The organism is Halopseudomonas sp. 4NH20-0008 (genome assembly GCF_057548395.1).
In genome coordinates this window covers 267,843-288,854 of the sequence record NZ_BAAJMD010000001.1, presented here as the reverse complement: position 1 = coordinate 288,854, position 21,012 = coordinate 267,843, and the positions used below count along the sequence as shown (strand labels likewise).

At 58.9% G+C, this 21,012-nt stretch carries 21 protein-coding genes; 11 read left to right on the top strand and 10 right to left on the bottom strand.

What is annotated here, in order from left to right; all coding sequences use genetic code 11:
* Positions 1-32 precede the first annotated feature (32 nt).
* Positions 33-1,058 carry a CNNM domain-containing protein gene (locus AC27HQ_RS01265; RefSeq protein WP_487154000.1) on the bottom strand — a complete coding sequence of 342 codons (1,026 nt, stop codon included), beginning with the start codon at positions 1,056-1,058 and terminating at the stop codon, positions 33-35.
* Between the two features lie 177 nt (positions 1,059-1,235).
* On the bottom strand, positions 1,236-2,531 hold the full coding sequence (gene argA, locus AC27HQ_RS01260; protein ID WP_487153999.1) for an amino-acid N-acetyltransferase: 1,296 nt from the start codon (positions 2,529-2,531) through the stop codon (positions 1,236-1,238).
* A 131-nt stretch (positions 2,532-2,662) separates the two neighbouring features.
* On the opposite strand from argA, the gene amn reads away from it, so the two are divergent.
* Positions 2,663-4,132 (top strand): AMP nucleosidase, encoded by a 1,470-nt coding sequence (gene amn, locus AC27HQ_RS01255; protein ID WP_487153998.1) that lies wholly within the window; start codon positions 2,663-2,665, stop codon positions 4,130-4,132.
* A 17-nt stretch (positions 4,133-4,149) separates the two neighbouring features.
* On the opposite strand, the gene argE is transcribed toward amn, so the two are convergent.
* The 3 genes from argE to AC27HQ_RS01240 form a co-directional block, all read right to left on the bottom strand.
* Positions 4,150-5,295, bottom strand: a complete 1,146-nt coding sequence (gene argE / locus AC27HQ_RS01250; RefSeq protein WP_487153997.1) for an acetylornithine deacetylase — start codon at positions 5,293-5,295, stop codon at positions 4,150-4,152.
* Positions 5,296-5,358: 63 nt separating this feature from the next.
* Complete coding sequence (locus AC27HQ_RS01245) at positions 5,359-6,618, bottom strand: inorganic phosphate transporter (protein WP_487153996.1); 1,260 nt, start codon at positions 6,616-6,618, stop codon at positions 5,359-5,361.
* A 40-nt stretch (positions 6,619-6,658) separates the two neighbouring features.
* Positions 6,659-7,336, bottom strand: coding sequence for a TIGR00153 family protein (locus tag AC27HQ_RS01240; RefSeq protein WP_487153995.1), 678 nt, complete (start codon positions 7,334-7,336; stop codon positions 6,659-6,661).
* Positions 7,337-7,484: 148 nt separating this feature from the next.
* Between AC27HQ_RS01240 and AC27HQ_RS01235 the strand changes: the two genes are divergently transcribed.
* Genes AC27HQ_RS01235 through AC27HQ_RS01225 form a run of 3 tightly spaced genes read left to right on the top strand, consistent with a single transcriptional unit; the run spans position 7,485 to position 11,609 of the window.
* On the top strand, positions 7,485-8,888 hold the full coding sequence (locus AC27HQ_RS01235) for a CYTH domain-containing protein (RefSeq protein WP_487153994.1): 1,404 nt from the start codon (positions 7,485-7,487) through the stop codon (positions 8,886-8,888).
* 40 nt (positions 8,889-8,928) lie between these two features.
* Positions 8,929-10,728 carry a type IV pilus assembly ATPase TfpB gene (gene tfpB, locus AC27HQ_RS01230; RefSeq protein ID WP_487153993.1) on the top strand — a complete coding sequence of 600 codons (1,800 nt, stop codon included), beginning with the start codon at positions 8,929-8,931 and terminating at the stop codon, positions 10,726-10,728.
* A gap of 38 nt (positions 10,729-10,766) precedes the next feature.
* The gene (locus tag AC27HQ_RS01225) at positions 10,767-11,609 is read left to right on the top strand and encodes a 23S rRNA (adenine(2030)-N(6))-methyltransferase RlmJ (protein ID WP_487153992.1); all 843 of its coding nucleotides are present in this window, start codon (positions 10,767-10,769) and stop codon (positions 11,607-11,609) included.
* A gap of 54 nt (positions 11,610-11,663) precedes the next feature.
* Here AC27HQ_RS01225 and AC27HQ_RS01220 read toward each other — a convergent pair whose 3' ends face one another.
* Positions 11,664-12,842, bottom strand: coding sequence for a saccharopine dehydrogenase family protein (locus tag AC27HQ_RS01220; protein WP_487153991.1), 1,179 nt, complete (start codon positions 12,840-12,842; stop codon positions 11,664-11,666).
* Positions 12,843-13,113: 271 nt separating this feature from the next.
* Between AC27HQ_RS01220 and AC27HQ_RS01215 the strand changes: the two genes are divergently transcribed.
* The 5 genes from AC27HQ_RS01215 (at position 13,114) to AC27HQ_RS01195 (ending at position 16,842) form a co-directional block, all read left to right on the top strand.
* Positions 13,114-13,407, top strand: coding sequence for a hypothetical protein (locus AC27HQ_RS01215; RefSeq protein ID WP_487153990.1), 294 nt, complete (start codon positions 13,114-13,116; stop codon positions 13,405-13,407).
* A 5-nt stretch (positions 13,408-13,412) separates the two neighbouring features.
* Positions 13,413-13,844: a hypothetical protein gene (locus AC27HQ_RS01210; protein ID WP_487153989.1), complete on the top strand. Its 432-nt coding sequence runs from the start codon at positions 13,413-13,415 to the stop codon at positions 13,842-13,844.
* Positions 13,819-14,091, top strand: coding sequence for a hypothetical protein (locus tag AC27HQ_RS01205; RefSeq protein WP_487153988.1), 273 nt, complete (start codon positions 13,819-13,821; stop codon positions 14,089-14,091). Before AC27HQ_RS01210 ends, AC27HQ_RS01205 begins: the two co-directional genes overlap by 26 nt.
* Before the next feature lie 38 nt (positions 14,092-14,129).
* A complete protein-coding gene (locus tag AC27HQ_RS01200; RefSeq protein WP_487153987.1) occupies positions 14,130-15,290 on the top strand; it encodes an AI-2E family transporter in 1,161 nt (386 codons plus the stop codon).
* 70 nt (positions 15,291-15,360) lie between these two features.
* Entirely contained in the window at positions 15,361-16,842 is a 1,482-nt protein-coding gene (locus tag AC27HQ_RS01195) for an HDOD domain-containing protein (RefSeq protein WP_487153986.1), read from the top strand.
* Here the strand turns inward: AC27HQ_RS01195 and msrA are convergent, their stop codons facing one another.
* Together msrA and nudE are read right to left on the bottom strand one after the other, a co-directional pair.
* Positions 16,843-17,490 carry a peptide-methionine (S)-S-oxide reductase MsrA gene (gene msrA / locus AC27HQ_RS01190; protein WP_487153985.1) on the bottom strand — a complete coding sequence of 216 codons (648 nt, stop codon included), beginning with the start codon at positions 17,488-17,490 and terminating at the stop codon, positions 16,843-16,845. It abuts the gene before it with no gap.
* A gap of 97 nt (positions 17,491-17,587) precedes the next feature.
* Positions 17,588-18,154, bottom strand: a complete 567-nt coding sequence (nudE, locus tag AC27HQ_RS01185; protein WP_487153984.1) for an ADP compounds hydrolase NudE — start codon at positions 18,152-18,154, stop codon at positions 17,588-17,590.
* A gap of 65 nt (positions 18,155-18,219) precedes the next feature.
* On the opposite strand from nudE, the gene yrfG reads away from it, so the two are divergent.
* On the top strand, positions 18,220-18,900 hold the full coding sequence (yrfG, locus tag AC27HQ_RS01180) for a GMP/IMP nucleotidase (RefSeq protein ID WP_487153983.1): 681 nt from the start codon (positions 18,220-18,222) through the stop codon (positions 18,898-18,900).
* 185 nt (positions 18,901-19,085) lie between these two features.
* Here the strand turns inward: yrfG and rimK are convergent, their stop codons facing one another.
* Together rimK and rimB are read right to left on the bottom strand one after the other, a co-directional pair.
* Positions 19,086-19,991 (bottom strand): 30S ribosomal protein S6--L-glutamate ligase, encoded by a 906-nt coding sequence (gene rimK, locus AC27HQ_RS01175; protein WP_487153982.1) that lies wholly within the window; start codon positions 19,989-19,991, stop codon positions 19,086-19,088.
* Between the two features lie 10 nt (positions 19,992-20,001).
* Positions 20,002-20,472, bottom strand: a complete 471-nt coding sequence (gene rimB / locus AC27HQ_RS01170; protein WP_487153981.1) for a retropepsin-like aspartic endopeptidase RimB — start codon at positions 20,470-20,472, stop codon at positions 20,002-20,004.
* A gap of 103 nt (positions 20,473-20,575) precedes the next feature.
* On the opposite strand from rimB, the gene AC27HQ_RS01165 reads away from it, so the two are divergent.
* Entirely contained in the window at positions 20,576-20,983 is a 408-nt protein-coding gene (locus AC27HQ_RS01165) for an RNA-binding S4 domain-containing protein (RefSeq protein ID WP_487153980.1), read from the top strand.
* The last annotated feature ends 29 nt before the right edge of the window (positions 20,984-21,012 follow it).

The following is a 21,012-nucleotide window of genomic DNA, read 5'->3' as shown; positions in this document are numbered from 1 at the left end:
AAAGGATCCTGCGTGGGCTGGTCACGTATCGGTCAGGTTGTCTTGCTGTCCTTCAGCCGGTGCTCCCAGCGGCGACGGGCAAAGCGGCGCATATTCGGAATGTCGTCGGTCTCGTCCATGATCGGCTTGCCGATAATGGCCTCGACAATATCTTCCAGCGTAACCAGACCCTGCCAGCCGCCGAATTCGTCGTAAATCAGGCTCATGTGCTGACGCTCCTGCATCAGTTGGCTCATCAGGTTTTCCGCGTTGGTGGTCTCCAGCGTGACCTTGACCGGTTTCATGATGCTGGAGACCGGCTGGCTTTCATCTTCAGCCATCAAGGCGTCATAGCGGAAGACCACTCCCAGTGGTGACTCGTCTTCAGCCACCACGGGGTAGCGCGAGAACTGACTCTCGCGAATGCGCAGCTTGAGTTCGGCAATGGGTTCATCCGGGAGGGCAGAGTCGCAGACGATGCGCGGGGTCATGATGTCCCTAACCTTGACGTCATGCAGGTCGAGAATATTGCTGATGACCCGCTGCTCGTCGTCATCCAGCTTGTCCAGCTCCCGACCGAGCATGGCCAGCGCCTTGATCTCCTGGCGGACATCATGTTCAGGCGGCTTGCCGCCAACCAGTCGCATTATCACGTCCGAGAGCATGATGAACGGCTTGAGCAGCAGGATCATTGCGCCTAACAAGGACGGCAAAAAGGGCGCTATGGCACGCCAGTAACGGGCACCGATGGTCTTTGGCACAATTTCCGAGAGGATCAGAATCAGCAGGGTCATGACGGCTGAGGCAATACCCAGGTAGCCATCGCCAAACACGATGGTGACCTGTGCTCCGACACCGGTGGCACCCACGGTATGGGCCACGGTATTGAGTGTCAGGATGGCAGCAAGCGGCTGATCGACGTTGTCCTTGAGCTGCTTGAGGCGCTCGAAGAGTTTGGGCTTGTCCTGCTTCTGATGGGCAATGTAACTGGGCGTCAGGGAGAGCAAAGCGGCTTCAAGGATGGAACAGATGAAGGAAACCAGAATGGAAAGGACAGCAAAGGCTATCAGGAGAGTCATGGGGTCCGTAAAGGGTGGCTATTGGAAAATGGAACTTACATTAAAACAGGCTGATCGTCACCGGTCATTCTGTGTCCAAAGATCACTTTCAGATGAGTGACCCGCATGCAGGTTCCGTGCGGGTACAAGCTGTTTGATCAACCTGCGCCCAGTCTGGACTCGGGCGCAGGCCGGGGCTCAAAGGGCTTTTTCAAACACCTTGGAGTTACGCTGGTAGTTGTACAGCGATGCCCGCTTGGCCGGTAGGCGTTCGACCGAGCTGGGCACAAAGCCGCGCTCGCGAAACCAGTGCGCGGTGCGGGTGGTCAGCACAAACAGGGTGTCGAGTTTCAGCGCGCGGGCTTCGGCTTCGATATGCTCGAGCAGTTGATCACCACGGCCGCCATGCCGGTAATCCGGGTCGATGGCCACGCAGGCCAGTTCCGCCGAGCTGGATTCTTCCAGCGGGTAGAGGGCGGCACAGCCGATTATCCGACCGTCGCGTTCGATCAGGGTGAATTGGCCGATCTCGGTTTCCAGTACCTCGCGTGAGCGGCGCACCAGAATGCCGGCTTCTTCCAAGGGTCTGAGCAGTTCCAGCAGGCCACCGACATCCTCGATGGTCGCGGTGCGGATCAGTTCGAAGGCTTCCTGGCTCACCAGCGTGCCGCCGCCATCACGGGTAAAGAGCTCGGTCAGCAGTGCACCGTCATCACTGAAGCTGACAATATGGCTGCGCCTTACGCCCTTTTCGCAAGCTTTGCAGGCAGCGGTCAGCAGTGAGCCGGGTAGGCTGTTGCCGAGGCTTTCGCGCAGTGCCACGGTCTTGGTTGGCTTGAGCTCGCGCAACAGTTGACCACGGCTGTCGAAGATACCGGCATCCGGGCCGAACAGGATCAGCTTGTCGGCCTCCAGGGAGGCAGCGGCGCTGGTGGCCACATCTTCACAGGCCAGGTTGAACACTTCACCGGTCGGCGAGTAGCCCATGGATGACAGCAGCACGATGGATTGCTCATCCAGGTGCCGACTGATGGCCTTGCGATCAATTCGCCGGACTTCACCGGTATGGTGGAAGTCAACACCTTCAAGCACGCCTATGGGTTTGGCGGTGACAAAGTTGCCACTGACCACGCGCAGGCGCGAGCCCTGTCCGGAGGCGGAGGGCGCCATACAGAGTTGCGCTTCTATGGCGATCCGCAGGCTGCCGACCGCATCCATCACGCAGGCCAGGGTATCGCTGTCGGTAATGCGCAAATCCTGATGGTAGCGGGAGCTGATACCGCGCGCGTTCAAGCGCTCCTCGATCTGTGGCCGCGAGCCATGTACCAGAACCAGCCGCACGCCCAGGCTGTTGAGCAGCATGATGTCGTGCACTATGTTGCTGAAATTCGGGTGCGCCAAGGCCTCACCCGGCAACAGCATCACGAAGGTACAGTCGCGGTGGGTGTTGATATAGGGCGTCGAGTGGCGAAACCAGTTGACGTAATCAGACATGCTGGGCAATCCGTGCAAAACCGCAGTGTAGGGACTTTGTCTGATCCGCTTCAAGTGGTGATTGTGCTTGCCTGTACCTGGAACGCAAAAAACAGGCAAGATAGACTCATCAATAATCAGGGAGAAAACGCATGGCAGAGCCATCAGGCGGGTATCAGCAGGTCACGACAGCAGAGCAGGCTGTTGAGGTTCTGGCAGCACTGTATGGGCAGGCGTCATCAGCCCTTGCTCAGGCGCTGACGGCTTATCTGCATGATCGTCGTCGTCCCGATGCGGCTCAGTTGAAGGCCTTCTGTTACCCCGCGCTGCGCCTGACCTATGAGTGCCCCGGCGATGTACCAACCAGTGTCAGGGCCTACGCCAAAGTCCAGTTGCCCGGTACCTATGGCATCACGGTGACCCACCCCGGTGCCTTTCGCAATTACCTGCTGGAGCAGCTGCGACCGCTGATGAGTGAGTTCACCGTCAGGGTCGAGGTCGGGTTGAGCGAGCAGGCCATTCCCTATCCCTATGTGGTCGAGCATGTTGAGCTGGCCAGTGCCGGGGTGACTGCCAGCGAACTGGCGCGGGTGTTTCCCAGTACTGACTTGTCATCGGTGACCGATGCCACAGCCGATGGCCTGAACGACTGGGACACGCTGGATATGCTACCGCTGGCGCTGTTCGATGCGGCGCGCACGGATTTCTCCCTGCGGCGGCTGGTGCACTACACAGGCTGCGACTGGCGTCATGTGCAACCCTGGATTCTGCTGACCAACTACCATCGCTATGTTGATCAGTTCATTCGTCACGGGCTGGACATGCTGCAGGCGGACACCCGCTTTCAGCGCATGGTTCTGCCGGGCAATGTGGTGATCGAGCGTGGGCTGTCCGAAGGCGAGATGCAGGCGATACTCGAGCAGGTGGTGTGGCACCGCTACCAGATGCCTGCCTATCACCTGCAGGCCGAAGAGGGTCAGGGCATAACGCTGGTTAACATTGGGGTGGGCCCGTCAAATGCCAAGAACATTACCGACCATCTGGCGGTATTACGTCCGCACTGCTGGCTGATGATTGGCCACTGCGGTGGTCTGCGGCAATCGCAAACCATAGGCGATTATGTGCTGGCCCACGCCTATATGCGCCGCGACGGGATTCTGGATCGGGTGTTGCCACCGAATATTCCACTGCCGGCCCTGGCTGAAGTACAGATGGCCTTGCAGGAGGCCGCTGCCAAGGTAACCGGTGAGCGCGGTGAGGCGCTGAAGCGGCGACTGCGCACCGGTACCGTGCTGACTTACGACGACCGCAACTGGGAGTTGCGTTGGGCGCAGGAGCGGCCTTTGATCAATCAGGCACGGGCGATTGCCGTGGACATGGAAAGCGGCACTATTGCCGCACAGGGTTACCGCTTGCGGGTTCCCTATGGCACGCTGCTGTGCGTATCGGACAAGCCCTTGCACAGCGAGATCAAGCTGCCCGGTGCCGCCGGAGTCTTTTACGAGAAGGCGGTAACCCAGCATTTGCATATCGGCATTGCCGCTTTGGAGTTGCTGCGCAGTCAGCGCGACAGTCTGCACTCACGGAAATTGCGTAGCTTTGACGAGCCGCCCTTCCGTTAGTCAGAGCAGTCCCTGGCTTACAGGCAAAAACGGGCGATCAGGCCTTGCAGGATCTTGATCATCGGGTCGATGCGGTCCATGGCCAGATACTCATCCGGTTGATGCGCCTGATCAATGTCGCCGGGGCCGAGAATCAGGGTCTGCATGCCGATCTGGTTCAGATAGGGGCCTTCGGTGGCAAAGGCCACGCTTTCGGCGCTATAGCCGGTCAGCTCTTCGCAGATGCGCACAATCTCGGCATCAGCGGGGGTGTCCAGGGGCGGCACGCCGGGGAACAGTGGCTTATAGGTGATCTCCAGCTGGCGTTCGGCAGCAATCTGTTGCAGCACCTCGTTGATGTCGGCCCGCAGCGCATCCGGGTCCATGCCTGGCAGCGGGCGGATATCAAATTCCAGCGCACACTTGGCGCAGATCCGGTTGGGGTTGTCGCCGCCGTGAATGCAGCCGAAGTTGAGCGTAGGCACCGGCACGCCGAACAGCGGGTTCTGCCAGCGCTTTTGCCAGCCGGCCCGCAGGGTCATCAGGTCGCCAATCACCGCGTGCATGGCTTCCATGGCGTTCTTGCCGAGGGCCGGATTGGAGGAGTGTCCGGCCTGGCCGACGATATCGATCCGCTCCATCATGATACCCTTGTGCACCCGAACCGGTTTCAGGCCGGTTGGCTCACCAATCACCGCGTGACGAGCCTGCAGCAGATCACTGGCGACCAGCGCCCTGGCGCCGCTCATCGAGCTTTCTTCGTCAGCCGTGGCAAGAATGATCAACGGCTGCTTGAAGGGTTGCTCCAGGTGGCTTTTCAGCGCTTCGATAATCAGTGCGAAGAAGCCTTTCATATCGCAACTGCCCAGTCCGTACCAGCGGCCATTTGCTTCAGTCAGTGCGAAGGGGTTGTGCTGCCAGCGGTCAGGGTTGCAGGGCACGGTATCGGTATGCCCGGCCAGCACCAAGCCGCCAGGGCCGGTGCCGAGACTGGCAATCAGGTTGGCTTTGCCGGGTTCGCCCGGAATCGGTTGAATGCGGCAATCAAAGCCAAGAGCTTCAAACCAGCCGGCCAGCAGCTCGATAACACCCATGTTGGACTGATCGATGTCCGGCTGGGTGCAGCTGATAGAGGGTATCTGCAGCAGGGCATCAAACTGCGCCCTGAGAGTAGAGGTGGCCATGGCAGGCTCCTGACGACGTAAGCTGGAATATGCGTTCCAGCTTACGCTGCGAGGCAGCCAGCGTCAGCCGAAAATGCCGGTCAGGATAAAGAAAAACACAATTGAGAGACCGGCACCGGCTGGCAGGGTAATGATCCAGGAACTGAAAATAGTGCCGATTACCCGCAGGTTCAGGGCGGCGATACCGCGCGCCATACCGACGCCGAGCACCGCGCCAACCAGGGTATGGGTGGTGGAGATGGGCAAGCCAATGCCCGAGGCGCAAACCACGGTGGTGGCAGTGGCCAGTTCGGCAGCAAAGCCACGGCTGGGGGTCAGCTCGGTGATATGCCGACCGATGGTGGCAATGACGCGGTAACCGTAGGTGGCCAGACCGATGACAATGCCAATACCGCCAATCAGCAGAACCCAGCTGGGTACCACCGAGCGTGCGGCAATCTCACCGCCAGAATGTATAACGCCGACAATGGCTGCCAGCGGGCCAACGGCATTGGCTACGTCATTGGAACCGTGGGCAAAGGCCATGGAGCAGGCGGTGAAAATCATCAGTACGGCAAAGACTTTTTCCACGCTGGCAAAGTGGAAGCCCTTATCCGCTTCCGGATCCTGCTTGACGCGGCTCAGCAAGGCCACGCCTAATGCGGTTACCAGCAGGCCGATCAGAACAGCCAGGCCCAGCGCCTGCCAGGGATTAAGATCCAGCCCGACGTGCTTAAGTCCCTTGGTCACGGTCATCAGCGTAACCATAAACCCGACGGCAAACATGTAGAAGGGTACATAGCGTTTGGCATTACGGAATGGATCTTCGGTATCGAGGATCAGTTTCTGTACGCTGACAAAGATCATAAAGGCCACGATCCCCGACAGCACCGGTGAAACCACCCAACTCGAGACAATCGGGATAACACCGGCCCAGTTCACCGCTTCCATCGACACGCCGACCGCGCCGAAGCCGATCACTGCGCCAATGATCGAGTGGGTGGTGGAGACCGGCCAGCCTTTCATCGAGGCAATCAATAGCCAGGTACCGGCGGCCAGTAGCGCGGCCATCATGCCGAAGACCATCTGCTCCGGACTGATCATGCTTGAATCGAGAATGCCGCTACGGATTGTCTGGGTGACGGAGCCACCGGCCAGATAGGCTCCGAGGAACTCGAAGACAATGGCGATGATGATCGCTTGCTTGATGGTCAGGGCGCGGGAGCCGACCGAGGTACCCATGGCGTTGGCCACGTCGTTGGCGCCGATACCCCAGGCCATGAAGAAGCCGAACAGGCAGGCCAGGATCAGCAGTATCGTGCCGTATTGCTCAATCAGGGTCATGTCATCAATACTCTTTACAGGTGTATGTCAGGGCTGACCACTAGCGGGCCATCAGTTGTTCCAGGCGGTTACCAACGCGCTGGGCGCGGTCGGCTACATCGCCGACCCACTCGATGATCTGGTACAGGAACATCACGTTGACCGGCGGCAACTCGGACTCGAGCTTGAACAGGTCGGCCCGCAACTTGATCTGCAGTGTGTCGGTGTCGTGTTCGATACGGTCGAGCTCTTCGATCAGGTTTTCCACCAGGGTGACTTCACGGCCGGCAAAGCTGGTTTCCAGCAGCTCATCCAGCTCGTTCATGGCCTTGAGCGCCTGCGCTGCAGCATCGACCGAGCGCTGCACAAAGGCCTTGAAGGCTGGCTGAATCGGTTCGGGAATGGCCATCTGGCGACCCAGCATCAGGCCGGCGATATCCTTGGCGCGGTTGGCCACTTTGTCCTGTACACTGAGCAGTTCCAGCAGATCAGAGCGTGGCACCGGCAGAAACAGGCTTTTTGGCAGGTGCACGCGCACATCTTTTTTCAGCTTGTCAGCATCGCGTTCAAGCTGGGAAATCTGCAATTGAATGCGTTCGGCTTCAACCCAGTCATTGGCGGTAACCGCGTCGATAAAGGGCACCAGTTGTGCTGCACATTCATGGGCCTTGCCAATATGCTGCTGCATGGGCCCAATCGGCGAGCGACCGAACAGATTGAGAAAGGGATTGCTTGGCATGACGCCTCCGAGAGTGGTTCAAGTCGCGGATTATAGGTGTTGAGTGGCCTTGCGTCATCTAACGGTAAAAAAAGCGTCATCCTTTGGTCATTAAGTTATGTATTGCAGGCGCTCATTGGGCCTGTATCACGTCAGTTCGAGAGTGTTCATGGTTAAAGAAACCGAAATCAAGTTACGTATCAGCCCGGCCACCCTTGAAGCCTTGCGCCAGCATCCCTTGTTGCTCGAGCGCAGTGAGGGCGAATGGCAGACCGGTACCTTGACCAACCAGTATTTCGATACGCCAAACCGGGATCTGGCGGCCGCCCGAGTAGCCTTGCGCCTCCGGCGCGACGGAGATCAGCTGATCCAGACCCTGAAAACCCGCGGCCAGAGTGTGGCCGGCTTATCCGAGCGTAATGAGTGGGACTGGTATCTGAAGACCGAGCAACTGGATACCGATCTGCTGGACGATGGCTGTTGGCCGGCGGCGCTGGCTGATCTGGACAAGGGGCTGTTGCAGCCGTTGTTTACCACCGATTTTCAGCGCTGCAAGACGCTTCTGCGTTGGCAGCGCGATGGCCAGCAGGTTGAAGTGGAGGCGGCCCTTGACCACGGGCTGGTGCTTGCAGGTGAGCAGCAGGAAGTGATCTGTGAGCTTGAGCTGGAGGTACGCCAGGGACCCGCCGAGGCCTTGCTGGAGCTGGCGCTGGCGCTGGCAGCCGATCTGCCACTGATGCCCTGTGATATCAGCAAGGCCGAACGCGGTTACCGGCTGTTTGATTCGGCCAGCTATAACCTGCGTCCGGCCAGCCCTGATTGGCAGCTCGACAGCTGTGTTGATGAGGTGATTGCCGGTGCCGGCTGGCAGTTGCTCGGCTACAGCCAGCGTCTGGCTGAGCAGTACCGGCATGCCGCTCAGTGGCGCTTGTTCCGTGAGCTGACGCAGACCCTGAGCAGTTTGCGGGCCTCCTTTGCGGTCTATGATCTGGCCCTGCCGCGCTCGTCGGTACAGGCTTTTGTGCCGGCGCTGGATCGTCTGCTGCAGCAGTTCCGGCCGCTGGTGCTGGCCGGTTGGGCCGACGATGAGGTCGGTCGCGCGGCCCGTGAGCAGGCGCCCGCCTTGTTTGAACAGCAGCTTGCGGATCCGGTCTGGGGGCAGTTGTTCATTGGTCTGGCGCTGTGGCTCAGACAGCGCGACTGGACCCGCAACCGGCCACCCAAGGGCAATCGAATTGGTGCCCTGCCGCTGGCAAAATGGCTGCTGGCTGCGGTAGCCAAGGAAATTCAGGAGCTGCGCGTACCGCATCATAATGAAGGGGATGGTGCCATAAGCGAATGGATGGATCAGCAACCCAGACTGGCTCGTCTGCATTTTCTGCTGTCAGGCTTTCGTGGTTTTCTTGATGCATCCGAGCCGGATCGTCTGTTTGGCGAGCTCAACAAACTGCAGGCGCTGCTTGAACAATACCCGCTGATTGAGGCCGAGCAACGGCCGCTGCTACTGGATGCGCTGCGCAAACAGGGGCAACGCTTACGCAAGTTGAATGCCTGGCGTGAACTGAACGGCTGATTTCGGCATCAGAGATGAACACAAGGCGAAGCGAGCGAGTATGAAGCGATTATCCGATCTGGCCAGCCCAGGCGCTGACCGTTTGATTGAATTGGCCGATGTGCTCAATGCACTAGTCGAACAGTCGATGCTGAGTCTGGACAGTGCCGAGCAGATCAGTACCCTCAGGCGCTCGGCCAGTGCCGACACCTTGAAGCTGCATCCTCTGGAGTTTATTGCCGCCCAGGCACCCGACGACCTCAGTCACCCTGGCCGCAAGCTGGAGATCGAGGGGCTTAGCCGCTGGCTGGCGGCCGAGGCAGGGCAGCCTTACTACCGTATTGATCCGCTGAAGATCAATGTGGCCGCGGTAACCCCGCTGATGTCCTTTGCCTTTGCCCAGCGCCATCGGATTCTCGCGGTTGAAGTCAATGAGCGCGAGGTTGTCATTGCCAGCGCGCAACCCTTTGTCAGCAGTTGGGAAGCCAATCTGGTCCACGTACTCAAGCGCGAGATTCGTCGAGTCGTAGCCAATCCGGCCGACCTGCAACGCTATTCGATAGAGTTTTACCGCTTGGCCCGTTCGGTCTCCGGGGCCAATGCCAGTGATCAGCGCAATTCGGCGATCGGCAATTTCGAGCAACTGCTTAACCTGGGCAGCCAGGGTCAGGAGCCGGATGCCAATGATGCTCATGTGGTGAATATCGTTGATTGGCTGTTTCAGTATGCCTTTGAGCAGCGAGCCAGTGATATTCATCTTGAGCCCCGGCGAGAGGCGGGCACAGTGCGCCTGCGTATCGATGGGGTGTTGCATACCGTCTATCAGTTCCCGTTGCAGGTCGCGATTGCCGTGATCAGCCGCTTGAAAACCCTCGGGCGCATGAACGTGGCGGAAAAGCGCAAGCCCCAGGATGGCCGGATCAAGACCAAATCACCCAAGGGCAATGAAATCGAACTGCGCCTGTCGACCCTGCCGACCGCCTTCGGCGAAAAGATGGTGATGCGGATTTTCGACCCGGATGTTCTGCTGCGCAGTTTCGACCAACTGGGCTTTTCCGCCGAGGATCAACGCCGCTGGCAGGCCATGGTGCATCAGCCCAATGGCATTGTACTGGTCACTGGTCCGACCGGATCAGGCAAGACCACCACCCTGTACACCACGCTCAAGCAACTGGCGACCTCGGAAGTGAACGTCTGCACCATTGAAGATCCGATTGAAATGGTCGAAGACAGCTTCAATCAGATGCAGGTGCAGCACAATATCGATCTGGATTTTGCTGGTGGGGTGCGTGCCCTCATGCGCCAGGACCCGGATATCATCATGGTCGGCGAAATCCGTGATCTGGAAACGGCGGAGATGGCCATTCAGGCGGCCTTGACCGGGCACCTGGTGCTTTCGACCCTGCATACCAACGATGCGCCCAGTTCAGTCAGCCGCCTGATTGAACTGGGCGTGCCCGCCTACCTGATCAAGGCCACTGTGCTTGGGGTCATGGCCCAGCGTCTGGTACGGACCCTGTGTCCGCACTGCAAGGCCCCGGCTGAAGTGGATGCCGAGGCCTGGGTGGAACTGACCAAGCCCTGGAATGCGCCATTGCCGACCCAGGCGCACAGGCCAGTGGGCTGTCCCGAGTGCCGGGATACCGGCTACCGCGGGCGTGCTGGAGTATATGAGCTGATGCTGCTGGAGGACGGGCTGAAGCCGCTGGTGCAAGCCGATATCGATCTCAATGCCTTGCGCCGTCAGGCCTACAAGATGGGCATGCACAGTCTGCGGCTGTCCGGTGCGCAAAAGGTCGCTGCCGGCTTGACCACCATCGAAGAGGTTTTGCGGGTTACCCCAAGCAGTCAGCAGGTCTGAACTGCTAGAATGCCCTGGCCTTGTTCGCGGATCCCATCATGAATTACCGACATAGTTATCACGCCGGCAATCACGCCGACATGCTCAAACACGCCATCCTGCTGCGCATGGCGCAATTGCTGCAGCGCAAGGACGGTCCCTATTGCTACCTCGACAGTCATGCAGGGACCGGGCTTTATGACCTGGCGGGTGAGGCGGCGGGCAAGACCGGCGAGTACCATGACGGCATAGCCCGGCTCTGGTCGCGCCGCGATCTACCGCCAATGATCGCGGCGTTGCGCGATGCCGTGGCGCAGCATAACCCTGACGGCCAGCTGCGCTACTACCCCGGTTCGCCGCAGTTGGTGGCAGACCTGGTGCGTGAGCAGGACCGCATGATTCTCAGTGAATTGCACCCTGAGGATGCCGAGTTGTTACGGCAGAACTTTGCCTATAATCCGCAGGTGGCCGTGCATCAGCGTGATGGCTACGAGCTGCCCAAAGCCTTTCTGCCGGTTGCGGAGAAGCGCGCACTGTGGCTGCTGGATCCGCCCTTCGAGAAAACCGACGACCTCAGTCGCTCGGTCAAGGCCATGCAGCTGGCCATCCAGCGCATGCGCCAGACCGTGATTGCCCTGTGGTATCCGATCAAGGACCAGCGCCTGCTGCGTGACTTCTACCGGCAAGTCAGCAGTGCCGAGCTGCCCAAGGTGCTGCGCGTCGAGTTGAATGTGCGGCCAGCGGATAACGCCATGGGCCTGAATGGGTCGGGGCTGATGCTGGTCAATCCACCCTGGCCACTCTGGGAGGAACTGGAACAAGTGCTGCCCTGGCTGGCTGATCAACTGGCGCAGTCAGGTGCAGGAGATTGGCGTATGGACTGGCTGGTTGGCGAGCCCTGAAAGGCGTTGCCGGGGTCAGCGGCAACGCGGCACACAGCGGTATTCAGATACCGCTTAGCTTTCCAGTTTGAACTGCAAGCCGGCATGCGCCACCAGGCGTTTGATCAGGGCTTCGGCCATCGCTGGGGCGGTGGTCCAGATGCCCCCGGGGGTGCTGGTGGCATCGCGCACCAGGCAGATAGCAGTCTCGGCAATCATCCGCGAGGTTGATCCGTAACCGGGATCCTTCTTGCCGGACACGCTGGCCATCAGGGTCTTGCCGTTGGCGGCGGTGCCGATAAACAGCACATCGTAAAAGCCGTTTTCGCGCTCTTCCTTACTCGGGCCTTCACCCGGTTTTGGCGCTTTGTCGCTGGACAGGCTGCGGTCGCCCGCCACCGCATCGGCAATCGCCTTGCCCTGATCGCCTGGGCCGGTGAGGAGCATTTCATCGTAGACAAAATCACTGCCGTACTGATGCTTGAGCAGCAGATTGGAGCGGTGGATGTTGCGCGTATTAATCGCCGCCATGATGAAGGGTGCCGCCCAACTGCCCAGTGACTCGTCATACTCGGGGGTACTGGCAGGCGGTTGCTCGGCGCCAGTGAAACCCGGCGTCAGGGCAAAGTGGTTGGTCATCAGTTGCAGAATGCCCGGGTCCGCCTTGGCGGCGGCCATGCTGGCCTTGAGGCTGGCAGCGGTGCCACCGGAAAAGGTGCCTTTCATCTTGCGAACCCGGCCCTTGATGCGCTGAATGGGCTTGCCGGTCTGGCGCAGCGCCTCCTGCTGCAGGAAGAACACCCCGAGGTCGAAGGGGATCGAGTCAAAGCCGCAGGAGAACACGATGCGCGCGCCGGATTGCTTGGCTGTCTCAGCGTGTGCATCGATCATCTGGCGCATCCAGGCCGGTTCGCCGCACAGATCGACATAGTCGGTGCCGTGCTTGGCACAGGCCGCCACCACCACGCCGCCATACAACTGATAAGGACCCACGGTGGTCAGAACGACACGGGTGCGCTTGACCATGGCCTCGATGCTGGCCGGGTCGCTGGTGTCGGCAACCACCAGGGGGATATCGGCGGGTGCGCCGATCTCATCGCGCACGTGCGCCAGCTTCTCGGCGCTGCGCCCGGCCATGGCCCAGCGTAGGGAGCTGTCCCTTGCATACTCCTGACTCAGATACTCCGCGACCAGGCGCCCGGTAAAGCCGCTTGCGCCATATACGATGATGTCGAATTCTGTTTCATTGCCCATTTTCGGGGAGCTCCTCTGCTGGTGATTGTGTCCTCAGCATAGACGAGATCGAACCAAGGTCCGATCCCGGGGTCAGCTATGCTGTGGAGGTAATAGGCTAGAATGACAAGCTGAATGCTGAAGACAATGGTGCTGAGCCTGTTTCGTTCAGGCGAATAGGCCAACATAATCCAGCGGTATGTGTTCATATGGGCGGCTGGTATTCAGTCGCACGCCCAGCCTCCATGGTCCGTTCCACTGGATCACCTCACTCACGGGAAGGAGAACCATCATGTCAGCAAGTAAAGATGTACCAGGCAAACAGCAGGAAATCGATGCTGGAAAAGAAGCCGTAGTGGCCGCCTATAATAATCTGGTTGAAGCCAAGTCACATTTCAAGCTGGCGGCAGAGGCAGCTGGACTGGACCTGAAGCAGGATGCGCTGGATCAACTGCTCAAGGGCAAGGCCAAAGCTGAAGACCTTAGCCATGAAGCGGGCCGTTTCATGCAGGAAAAACCGCTGGCAACCATGGGGCTGGCCTTTCTTGCAGGCTTTTTGATTTCCCAGTTGTTTTCCAGGAAGTAACGCCTATGAGTGATGCTGCTGAGCCTGAAAAGCCCAGTGTTGATGCATCGGTTAGCCCCGATTCGGTGCAAGCCTGGACGGCACTCTTGCAGCAATTGCAAGCCACCGGCCAGGGCTTTTCAAGGCTGTTGCAGCTTGAATTGCGCTTGGCATTGGGTGATGCGAGACGCCTGCTGCTGGTCAGTCTGGCGCTTCTGCCGCTGGTTTTTCTTGCCTGGTGCGGTTTCTCGGTTTTACTGGCCTGGCTGGCATTTGATTTCAGCCAATCGGTTGCTGCCGGAATGGCAGCTTTTATCGGGGTGCAACTGCTGATGCTGGCGGTTTTACTGCGTATGATCAGAGGCTATCGGCGCAGTTTCGCCTTGCCTGCTAGCCGTCGTCAGTGGCAATCCTTTATGGAGGGGATCCGTCATGGGGCGCAGAAAGCTGATCAGTGAGATTCAGGCAACCGACATGCACTTGGTTGCCCAACAGCGCGCTCTTCAGGTGCGACTGGCCGAGCGGCTTGACTGGACTGGTCGCTTGCCCGCTGTCTGGCGAATCGGTGGTGCCTTTCTCTCCGGAATGTTGCTGCAACGCCTGGTCATGCTGCTGCCCTTGCAGCGTGGCAGAGCGTTACTGATGACCGGGTTCCAGCTTTGGCCCTCGCTGTTGCGGGGGTTACGGGCTGGCGCGCAACAATAATACCTATCTGTTCCTCTCTTATGCGCAAGGACTCAATGATGTCATCCTCTGCTGATGCCCGGCAGCCTGTGAACCCCGGACACAAACCGGTGCTGGTCAGACTGTTGCAATGCCTGTTGGGTCTGGCGTTGCTGTATACACTGTACTTCGCCAAAACGCTGCTCATGCCATTAGTGGTGGCGCTGCTGTTTGCTTTGCTTTTGAGCCCGCTGGTGGCCGTGTTGAAACGGCTTTACGTGCCCCGCAGTCTGTCGGCCATTCTCATACTGAGTTTGATCTGCGTCCCCTTTGGCCTGCTGTCCTATCAACTGGCGGAGCCAGCCCAGCGTTGGGCACAGAAAATTCCGGAGTTGTCGCACCAGTTGTCCCGGCAGGTCAGCGACCTGACCGATACCCTGCGCCCGGATACGATCATGGTGCCTGAGCCGATCCGCGCAGAACCCAGAAGCAGAGGATTCTTTGGCCTTTTTGGCTCTGGTGAGCCAGACGCACCAGTAGCACAATCCGAACCGGCCTCCAGCACGAATGCAGTCAGCGACCGTCTCGTCCAGGGTGGGTTGGAAGCCGCGTTGTCGGCACTCAGCGCCGCACCGGTAATGATTGCCCAGTTGTTGACGGCGCTGATCATGATCCTGTTTCTGCTGATTTTCGGTCCGCGGTTGTTTGCCGCCTTTATCGATATCTTTCCGCAGGTTCAGGACAAGCAGCGCAGTATCCTGCTGGTGCGCACTATCCAGATCGAACTGTCGCGCTACATTTTGACCGTCAGCGTCATCAATACCTGCCTGGGCCTGACGACGGCGGCGGCGCTGTGGATGCTTGGGGTACAGGATGCGCTGTTGTGGGGCGTCATGGTTGGCATGCTGAACTTCGCCCCCTATGTTGGCCCCCTGATCGGTACGGTGATTCTCTGTCTGGCCGGTTTGGTGCAATACGGTACAGTTGCCTTTGCTTTCGTCCCCGCGTTGGTTTATTTCGCCATCAATATGCTTGAAGCACAGTTCGTGACGCCCCTGGTGCTGGGTCGGAATATGCGTTTGAATCCGCTTATTATCATGCTCTGGCTGCTTATATGGGGTTGGCTGTGGGGTGTTGTCGGTGTGCTGCTGGCAGTGCCCTTGCTGGTGTGCATCAAACTGGCTGCAGCGCAGCTGCGGTTGTTGGAAAACTGGGTTCGGCTGATTGAAACACGCGCCTGAGGTGTTGCTGCGGTGCAGGGGTTGAATGATGCTATATTGATATTACATGACTGGTTTTCTGGGAAACACTGTGAGCGATAAAATCCACGGTCTGCAGCAATGGATGGCACAACTCAACAAGGCTGAACTGCCTGCCATGGCTGTGGTCGTGCATGATCTGCTGCGTTTGTCGCAATCAGAAACCGCCTCGATAAAACAGTTGGCTGAGGTGCTGTTGCGTGATGCCTCCCTGACCTCCAAAGTGCTACGGGTCAGTAACAGCGTGTACTGCAATCCGGGAAGAGAAATAGTCAAGACCATCTCCCGTGCCGTGGTGGTGATTGGCTTCGATCAGGTGCGCATGATCGGCCTGTCGGTCAGTCTGCTGGATGGCCTGCTGCGGGATGCGCCGCGCCAGCAATTGCAATCGCTGCTGGCGCGCTCTTTCCACGGTGCGATGCAGGCCCGCAACCTCGCTGATTACATAGCGTTGCCGGAAAAAGAAGAAATCTTCATTGCCACCCTGCTGCGCAATCTTGGCGAAATGGCGTTCTGGAGCAATGGCGGGGAACAGGCCGAGGTGCTGGCGGATGCGTTGTCAGTACCTGGGGTCGAGCATGAAAAGACCGTGCGCCGCCTACTGGGAACCGGCTTTGATCAGTTGACCCTGGGGTTGCTGAAAACCTGGAATATGGGCGAGATTGGGCAGTTGATCCAGGCCAGTCGCGCGGCCAAAGGCCCTGCAGCGCGTGCTGTGAACCTGGGTGCCGAGATTGCCGAAGCCGCCTACCAGGGCTGGGCCTCAGTCGAGGTGCAAGCATTGCTCAAGCCGGTGGCTGAATTGACTGGCACAACGGTTGAGGAGGCCATGCAGCAGATGCTTGCCAGTGCCGATGAGGCGGTCAGTGTTGCCGGCTCCTGTGCCAATGCTGATCTGCGTGCCTGGATACCCCGTACTGACGATTTGCCGCTCGACCTCTCCGAGTTGCTGCAAATGGACGCCGTGCCCGCCCAGTCGGCGCGTGCGGCGGTTCAGGATGCACTGCTTCAGCCCAATCTGGACATGCTCAAGCTGTCACTGCAGAACATGTCGCTGATGGTCAAAAGTCCGATCAATATCGAGAACACGCTGAACGGTGTTATCAACGGCCTGCATTTGGGCGCCGGCCTGGAGCGGGTGATGCTGGCTGTGCTGGCAGACAACCAGACCCGCTTTCGAGCACGACGTGTAGCCGGCAAGGGTACCCAGAGTTGGCCACAGGACTTCAATCTGCCCTGTGTCGACGGCGAGCAGCACATCTTCAGCTTTGCCTTGAGCAACCAAGAAGCCATCTGGATGGGTTCGCCAGCGGCAGCCAGTTTGCAGGACTTGGTGACGCCAGCCATTACTGCTTGGCTCGGACAGGGCATGTTCTTCATCGCGCCGGTGTTGGCGGGTCAACGGCAGATTGGCGTACTTTACGCGGATATGCGTCTGTCGGGGCGGGCGCTGACCGAGTCGCAGTTCAGCGCCTTCAAACGTTTCGCCAAGCTGACAGGCGATTGCCTGCAGGCGCTGAGCAAGCGCAACTGATCAATTACCCGGCAGGCAAACCCCGGTCCCGGCTAGACCACAATAGCCATTGGGGTTTTTGTGCAGATACTGCTGGTGATAGGCCTCGGCATAGTAAAAAGTGGGTGCAGGCGTGATCTCGGTGGTGATGGCGCCCAGTCCGGCTTCCTGTAACCGATCGGCATAGTCTGCCTTGCTGGCCTCGACGCTGGCGCGCTGAGCCATATCGCTGACGTAGATGCCTGAGCGGTATTGCGTGCCCATATCGTTCCCCTGACGCATGCCCTGGGTTGGATCATGGGCTTCCCAGAAGGTTTTCAGCAGGCGCTGCAGACTGATCTTGTCCGGGTCAAATACCACCAGCACAACTTCATTGTGACCGCTCATACCGGAGCAGACTTCTTCGTAAGTGGGGTTTGGCGTAAAACCGGCGCAATAGCCTGCGGCGGTGCTGTAAACACCGGGCAATTGCCAGAACAGCCGTTCGGCGCCCCAGAAGCAACCCATACCGAAAATGATCTGTTGCATGCCGTCCGGGAAAGGCGGCTTGATAGGTGTCCCGAGTACGGCATGAGTGCTGCTGGTAGCCATCGGCTCGGCGCGGCCGGGAAGTGCTTCTTCCGGGCTTGGCAGGCGCAGTTTGTTTTCTGGAACGCGGCGAAGGAACATGCTTGGACTCCTGTAAATGATGATCAGTGTGGTCCGTCTGGTCAGTGGCTGTCCATGCACCTGATACCGGCCTGTGTTGCCGGGTATGTCACGTGTCTCAGCGCTGCAGTTCACCGCGTTGCTCGAGCAGGTCACGGACCAGATACAGCGCGGCCAGGGCGCGACCTTCGGTAAAGTTGTCCTGCATGGCCAGATCGCCCAGGGCATACAAATCGACACTGTCGACGCGGATGGGTTCCGGCTCATCACCCGGCAGGCGTTTTTCATACAGGTCGCGTGCCAGCACCACGGCAATTTGTTGGCTCATGTAACCGGGTGACAGCGACAGATGGGTGATGTATTCCAGCCTTTGTGCGCCAAAGCCGGCTTCTTCCATCAGCTCGCGGTTGGCAGCCTCGAGCACATCCTCGCCGGGCTCAACCAGGCCTTTGGGAATGGACAGCTGGTAGTTGTCCATGCCGCCGCAATACTCTTCAATCAACAGCGCCGTGCGTGCGTCGCGTAATGCCACGACCATCACTGCGCCATAGCCTTGACCCTTGTTGACCAGGCGTTCGTAGGTGCGTTCGATGCCATTGCTGAAGCGCAACTGCACTTCTTCCACGGTAAACAGGCGGCTCTTGGCAACAATGCGTGCCTCGAGGATCTCGGGCTTTTGCGGCATGGGTACTCCGTGGTGATTGGGCGATGGCTTGGGTATCATAACGGCACATTCCACCAAAGCCCACATTGCCCATGCTCAACTGGACTGCCATCGACACCGTGCTGCTGGATATGGACGGCACTCTGCTGGATCTGCATTTTGATAACCACTTCTGGCTCGAATACTTACCCCAGCGCTATGCGGATCACCATGGTCAATCGCTGGCCTGGGCCAAGGCCGAGGTCTATCCGTTGATGCGCGCCAAGCAAGGGCAACTGGATTGGTATTGTCTGGATTTCTGGACCCGCGAACTGGGTCTGCCGATTGTCGAGCTCAAGCGCGAAATTGCCCACTTGATCAGCCTACGCCCCGATGCTGACCTGTTTCTGCAGGCGCTGCAGCGGGCCGGCAAGCAGGTGGTGCTGATCACTAATGCCCACCGCGATTCACTGTCGCTGAAAATGGAGCGGGTCGAGCTGATGACCTGGTTTCAGCGCCTGGTCAGCTCCCATGATTACGGCTACCCCAAGGAGGCCCAGGCGTTCTGGCATGCGCTACAGGCCGAGATCCCCTTTGATCCCGAACGCACCCTGTTTATCGACGACAGCCTGCCTATCCTGCGCAGCGCACGTTCGTACGGCGTTGCCCATTTGCTGGCGGTCAAGCAGCCGGATAGCCGCGGCGAGCCGAAGGATACCGAGGAGTTTGCGGCGGTGGGGGATTATGTCGAGCTGGTTGAAGGGCTGACGGAAGGCTGTAAGCTGTAAGCTGGAAGTACTCCGTAGGGCCAATTGTCTTGTTGTTGTTTTGGAGTAATGACTTGACGGCAACGGCGTAAAAACCATCCTGTTCCAGCTTCCAGCTTCCAGCTTCCAGCTTCCAGCTTCCAGCTTCCAGCTTCCAGCTTCCAGCTTCCAGCTTCCAGCTTCCAGCTTCCAGCTTCCAGCTTGCGCTAGCCTTTGCCTTTGGTCCGCGTCTGGTTTGGCTTGGCGTTCTTTTCGATGTAATCGATGATCAAGCCGGCGATATTGCGGCCGGTGGTTGACTCGATGCCTTCGAGACCGGGGGAGGAGTTGACCTCCATGACCACCGGGCCGTGATTCGAGCGCAGGATATCCACGCCGGCCACATTCAGGCCCATGACCTTGGCGGCGCGTACCGCGGTCATGCGTTCTTCGGGGGTGATCTTGATCAGGCTGGCGCTGCCGCCGCGATGCAGGTTGGAGCGGAACTCGCCGGGCTTGGCCTGACGCTTCATGGCGGCGATCACCTTGTCGCCAACCACCAGGCAGCGGATGTCCGCGCCGCCAGCTTCCTTGATGTATTCCTGTACCATGATGTTGGCTTTAAGCCCCATGAAGGCTTCGAGAACCGACTCGGCGGCCTGCTCGGTTTCGCACATCACCACCCCAATGCCCTGAGTGCCCTCAAGCAGCTTGATCACCAGCGGCGCACCGCCAACCATGCTGATCAGGTCTGGGATATCGTCGGGCGAGTGAGCAAAACCGGTCACCGGCAGGCCGACACCCTTGCGTGCCAGCAGTTGCAGTGATCTCAGCTTGTCTCGCGAGCGGGTAATGGCGACGGATTCGTTCAGCGGAAACACACCCATCATTTCGAACTGCCGTAACACCGCCGCACCGTAAAAGGTAATGGAGGCGCCAATCCGCGGGATCACGGCATCAAAACCGGTCAGCTCTTCGCCACGGTAGTGAATCGACGGCTTGTGGCTGGTGATGTTCATATAGGCACGCAGGGTATCAATCACCCGCACTTCATGGCCGCGCTCTTCCCCGGCTTCAACCAGGCGACGGGTGGAGTAGAGCTTGGGGTTGCGCGACAGTACCGCGATTTTCATGGGGGTTCCTTCAGGCATCATTGAGCAATAAAGCAGTTTGTGGCTTGTCCTGCACAAAGCGGACGCCGGGATTAATGACCAACTGGCCTTCAAGCATCGCCGTGCAACCGAGCAACACCCGGTAGCGCATGGCCTTGCGGCAGGTCAGGGTAAAGTAGACCAGCCATGATCGGTCACCCAGCACCATGGGCGTACAAATCACATGTCGTTCCTGTAACTGGCCATTGGAACTCTTGATTCGCTTGAACTCCACAAGGCGTGCCTCACAGGGCTGCTTGCGTTGTTTTTTCTGGCTACCGATATGGGCGTTGAATCTGACCCAGGTTTCACCGGCCCGTTCAAAGGTTTCGATGTCACTGGCATGCAGCGCAGAGGTTTTGGCGCCAGTGTCGACCTTGGCCATGATCAAGTCGATACCCAGATCAGGCAGGCCGATCCACTCGCGCAAACCAATCACGTTGAGGTGGTCAAAGGTTTTCATCGGTAGCCTGTCCTGTTGCAACGCGAATGGGGCGCATCATGGGCCAAGTCTCGCAAGGCCACAAGCCTGATACACTGCCCCTAAGGTGAGGAGTACAGACCCTATGGCGGAAGATGGCAAGGTACGTTTGGACAAATGGCTCTGGGCCGCGCGTTTTTTCAAGACTCGGGCACTGGCAAAGGCAGCAATCGAGGGCGGCAAGGTGCAGTGTCAGGGCGAGCGCTGCAAGCCCGGCAAGGAGCCGCGGTTGGGAGATCAATACCAGATTCGTCAGGGCTTTGATCTGCGCACGGTGGTGGTGAAGTCCCTGGTTGATCAGCGCCGCGGCGCCAGTGAAGCTCAGCTGCTCTATGAAGAAACCCCTGAAAGTGTGGCCCAGCGTGAAGCCAAGGCGCTGCAACGTAAGGCATTGGGAGCCAGCGGCTTGATCAGCGAGCACCGGCCGAGTAAAAAACAGCGCCGGCAGATATTCCGTTTTCGCGACGAGCGTAATACCTCGGCTGACGACTGAGGGGTATAATCGTTTTCTTTATAGTCCCA